Here is a 3,662-nt window from a genome sequence, read left to right as displayed (position 1 = left end):
GTTCATATTTTTAGCCAAATTTTCAATTCTATTTTTACCAACTGGATGTTCCATGTGATAAACTTTAGCGTTTTTCTGATATATGAATCTAGCATTCTGATTATATAAGCGATATCCTAATTCAATATCTTCTCCCCCCCAACCAAGGAACTTTTCATCAAAATAATTTACCTTTTCTAACAACTTTTTACTAACCGAGGCATTTCGTGTTACAAAGCAGGTCCATGCAATATGCCCTCCATTTGGATGCCACCCAAACAATTTAAACGTTTGTTTGGCATAAAAATCTTCTCTAGCTGTTCCATTTAGTTGATTTATATCATTTAATAATGCATTATGTATGATTGTTTCTGTCCTATGAGAAGTTATATTCCCAAAAAATACATTATAACGGTCACCTACAACAACGACTTCATCTTTACTTTCTAAATGCGGTTTTATATGCTCGTATATAAATTGCGATCCAAATAAGATATCATCATCTAAAAAAATGATGATATCTCCTTTTGCCATTTTAATTCCTATATTCCTAGCTTTTGCAATAGATGCAGCTTCTCTTTCTGTATACTGCATATGTAGTTGCCCCTTATACAACTCTATTACTGACGTGTAATCCACAGTAGAACCGTTATTAACAATAACTACTTCAAAAAGAATCCCCCTGGTATTCTGTAGAGAAAGCGATTTCAAAGTATGCTGTATACGTTCGAGCTTGTTTCTTGTGATTAGTACAATGCTAGCAGCGATATTTGCCATGTTAATAAAACTCCTTTTATTTAGTTTCCAGAACTATTGTACGCTTTTAATCCCCTATTCCACACAAAACGTGTAATAATTAAAAGCACTATACTAATCCCAAAAGTAAGTATTCCCAATACAATATCTAATTTTCCAGTAACTATTTTTGCAGCAGGGCTAGCAACTAAAGCAATGGGGAACATATACTTGAAGATCATTCCTATTATGCCTTGATAAATATCATCTGGAAATCTAGCCATTATTATTGTACTTAAAAACATTCCTTCTCTATTTTGAATACTTGGCCACCAAAAAGCTGTAATGGTCCACATAAACCAAATACAGTAGTAAATAATCATTCCTGAAAATAAATAGAGAAAATATCCCAATAAATTAATTGAATTTAAAACATTGGACATTGAATTCATTCCAATAATTACAACTATCATCCCTGGAATTACATTCAATATTTGGGTATAATTCAAAGTTCTAAATGATGCGTAAAATTGAGAATCAATAGGCTTTATCAACAATAAATCCAGTCTTCCATCCATAATGTCATTTTGAAGCATACCCATATTATGTATCATTAAGAACATCATAATTGCATCAATAATCATATATGTCCCTACTAAAATTAACATTTCGGCCCATTGCCATCCCAATATATTTTCTACATTTAAATATATAGCTTTAAAGAATATTAATGGTACACTAATCCAAAGTAATCCTGATACAACCATAGCGAAAAAATTTGCTCGGTATTCTAAATCCTTTTGTAAACTTAATGTAGCTATTTTTTTAAAAACCTTTATTTTATTCATTTTATCCACCTACTTCCACATAATTTTTAACCCCTTTTCTCCAAATTACTCTCCCTAATATGAAAAATAATATTATCCAAATCAGTTGGACTATAAGTCCATGTACTATATAATCTTGACTAGCGGATCCAGTAATTATTTTTAATGGAAAAAATGCTAGATATGGAAAAGGTGTAAAATCTATTACCCTTACTATTGTATGTGGTAACAAATCTAGCGGAAAAAATCCTCCTGACAGTATAGTTATAATTAAATGCTTTACAAATAAAATATTTACCAGGTTATGTGCCCAGAATGCATAGCAGCCAATTATCCATGACAATAGAAACCATAGAGCCGCTGATCCTATAATTGCAATAATAAATATTATTATGGACTTTAAATCTAAAGATATACTAATATATTTTTTTAAAATTAGCATGATTATGGACAAAGGTATACAACCCAAGAAAAACTTTACAAACCTATCACCTATCATTTCAGAAACATAGTAAGCTTGAACATCAATTGGTTTCAATAACAGACTGCTTAATATTCCTTTATTTATTTTCTCATTCAAATCCCAATCTACCTGATACCAAATTAAATAGTTTATTATTCGAGCACCAATAAAATAAGTTATTAATTGATTAAGTGAATAATTAGCTACTGTATCTCCGTTTGCATAAATAGCTTTCCACATCAAAAACATTGCAACTGTGGGTAAAAAAGCTTCTAAAATCATATAGAATACCCCAAAACGATATTCTATTCCTCTAAGCCAACTTGTTTGTGCAATTTTAAAATAAGCATTTATTGGTATAGCTTTTTTCATGTGATTAACCCCTAATTAGCTGTTTGTTGGATTTTGAGTAAATTTTCTCTATTACGCCTTCTATTGAGATATTCTCTACTGTTAAGTCCTCTATAGGAAAAGAATTTAATAAAATTGTAGCTACATTTTTCATTTCATTTTTATTCACACATAATACCATTTTGTTTTGCTCTTGCAATGTAACTTTTGCTCCTAATCGTTCAATTTGTGATGAGGATATTTTTTCTTTAAAACTAACAGATATATACTTATTAACATCAAAATCTTTCATTATATCTGCTGTTAAACCGTTATATACTAAATTCCCTTTATTTAATATCATTAACTTCTCACAAAGATCTTGTATATCATCTAAATAATGACTTGTTAGCAGAATTGTAGCATTATAACGTTGATTATATTCTTTGAGAAAACCCCTAATTTTTTTTTGAGCAAACAAATCTAACCCTATAGTTGGTTCATCTAAAAACAGAACTTTAGGAGCATGAAGAAGAGCTGCAATCATTTCCATTTTCATTCTTTCACCAAGAGATAATTTTCTTGTTTGAACTTTGAGCAAATGCTCAACTTCTAATAAACCAGATAATTCTTCAAGCCGATTTTTATAATCCTTACTTGATATAGAATATAATTCCTTATTAAGTTCAAAAGTTTCCAATGGAGGTAAATCCCAAATTAGTTGTCCTCGATTTCCCATCATAATCGATATTTGTCTTCGATGTTCCAAACTTCTCTTCCACGGTACACATCCCATTATTTCAACTTCACCATGGGAGGGCGTTAAAATTCCCGTTAAGATTTTTAGAGTTGTAGTTTTACCTGCTCCATTAGGACCAATAAAACCAGCAAAATCTCCTTGTTTTAATTTAAAACTTAAATCATTAACCGCTATTTTCTGCTCGTACTTTCTATTTACCATAGATTTAATAGAACCAAGAAACCCAGGCTCCTTTCGATGAAAGCGATATTCTTTCTGAAGATTATTTACTTTTATTGAATACACACCTTTTCCTCCCCCCATAGTTCTTCTTATTATTTATTTAACTTTTCTATAATATAAGTAGTTAAAGATTCAACTGTGCTAACAAGATCGACACTAAGTTCTTCATCTGGAATTTCTATTTCAAATGTTTGTTCTATTTTCAATAAAATTTCTAAAACCATTATTGAATCTATATTATAATAATCAATTAAATTGCTATCGTTAGGGATTTCATTTGGTGAAATATTAGTTTCGGTTCCTTCTGTTACACCCTCAGCAATGATGTTTTTTAATACCTTTTGAA

The 3,662-nt window shown here is 30.1% G+C and carries 5 protein-coding genes; all 5 read right to left on the bottom strand.

Going from position 1 to position 3,662, the window contains the following annotated elements; all coding sequences use genetic code 11:
• On the bottom strand, positions 1-756 hold a 756-nt coding region (locus tag DN403_RS30415; protein ID WP_149186099.1), incomplete at its 3' end, for a glycosyltransferase family 2 protein.
• A 20-nt stretch (positions 757-776) separates the two neighbouring features.
• Positions 777-1,562: an ABC transporter permease gene (locus DN403_RS30410; RefSeq protein ID WP_001033633.1), complete on the bottom strand. Its 786-nt coding sequence runs from the start codon at positions 1,560-1,562 to the stop codon at positions 777-779.
• Position 1,563: 1 nt separating this feature from the next.
• Positions 1,564-2,376: an ABC transporter permease gene (locus DN403_RS30405; protein ID WP_000709301.1), complete on the bottom strand. Its 813-nt coding sequence runs from the start codon at positions 2,374-2,376 to the stop codon at positions 1,564-1,566.
• Positions 2,377-2,380: 4 nt separating this feature from the next.
• A complete protein-coding gene (locus DN403_RS30400) occupies positions 2,381-3,379 on the bottom strand; it encodes an ABC transporter ATP-binding protein (RefSeq protein ID WP_000286890.1) in 999 nt (332 codons plus the stop codon).
• Positions 3,380-3,408: 29 nt separating this feature from the next.
• Positions 3,409-3,662 (bottom strand): acyl carrier protein (locus tag DN403_RS30395; RefSeq protein WP_149186098.1); only part of this gene is annotated, 254 nt, incomplete at its 5' end.

Source organism: Bacillus sp. AY2-1, from assembly GCF_008368965.1.
Classification (GTDB): domain Bacteria; phylum Bacillota; class Bacilli; order Bacillales; family Bacillaceae_G; genus Bacillus_A; species Bacillus_A thuringiensis_S.
Note: the sequence above shows the minus strand (reverse complement) of the source record. Positions and strands in the feature narration are given on the sequence as shown.

Excerpts from the sequence above, each read along its gene's own strand:
- DN403_RS30405 (WP_000709301.1), bottom strand. The coding sequence starts at position 2,376 with ATGAAAAAAGCTATACCAATAAATGCTTATTTTAAAATTGCACAAACA.
- DN403_RS30410 (WP_001033633.1), bottom strand. The coding sequence starts at position 1,562 with ATGAATAAAATAAAGGTTTTTAAAAAAATAGCTACATTAAGTTTACAA.